This is a genomic window from Variovorax sp. 01T432 (assembly GCF_056398605.1).
This window is the reverse complement of the sequence record NZ_JBFTPS010000159.1, coordinates 1-522: the sequence shown is the minus strand read 5'-3', so window position 1 is coordinate 522 and position 522 is coordinate 1. Positions and strand designations below refer to the sequence as shown.

Annotated in this window: 1 protein-coding gene; it reads left to right on the top strand. The window is 62.5% G+C overall.

The window, feature by feature from the left end; translation table 11 throughout:
* A partial coding sequence (locus AC1DNF_RS35780) for a hypothetical protein (protein WP_478153681.1) occupies positions 1-439 on the top strand: 439 nt, incomplete at its 5' end.
* Between the last annotated feature and the right edge of the window lie 83 nt (positions 440-522).

Sequence of the window (522 nt, the reverse complement as noted above, 5' to 3'; positions counted from 1 at the left end):
CGATCATCCTGCGAGGGTGATGGCCGACTTGATGACGCTTTGCGACTACCAGCATCCGTCAGCGCCCGAATCAACCATCCTCTTTTTCGGCGACGCGGAGACGAGGCGCGGCTGCGCTTTCGAAGCAGCAGCCAGGGAAATGGGCTTCATCTTTCGCGCGGAAGATCACGCTCGCGCAGCGCCGAATGAATCAGCTTTCGTCGTCGATGCCACGCACGCGCCCCACTGGTCTCCTACAGCAATTGCGCGCCTTTTGGGCTACACATTAGTGAAGGAGAACGTCGAAATGACCAACCCCAAACCACCGCTGGACAATCCCGTGCAGCTTCCCGCAGAGCCCGAATTTCCAACCGACGACGCGCCAGCCAATCCACACTCTGACGAAGGCGAGCCCGGCGCTGACGAGAACGCGGCCGGCTTCGTGAAGCCGAGGCTCTGACCCCGCTGCTAGCCAGGCAATGGCGCAGTGACGACGGGCGGCAAGAATTCTTCCGCGCTGCCCCCTGCAGCGGGCGAGAGGCG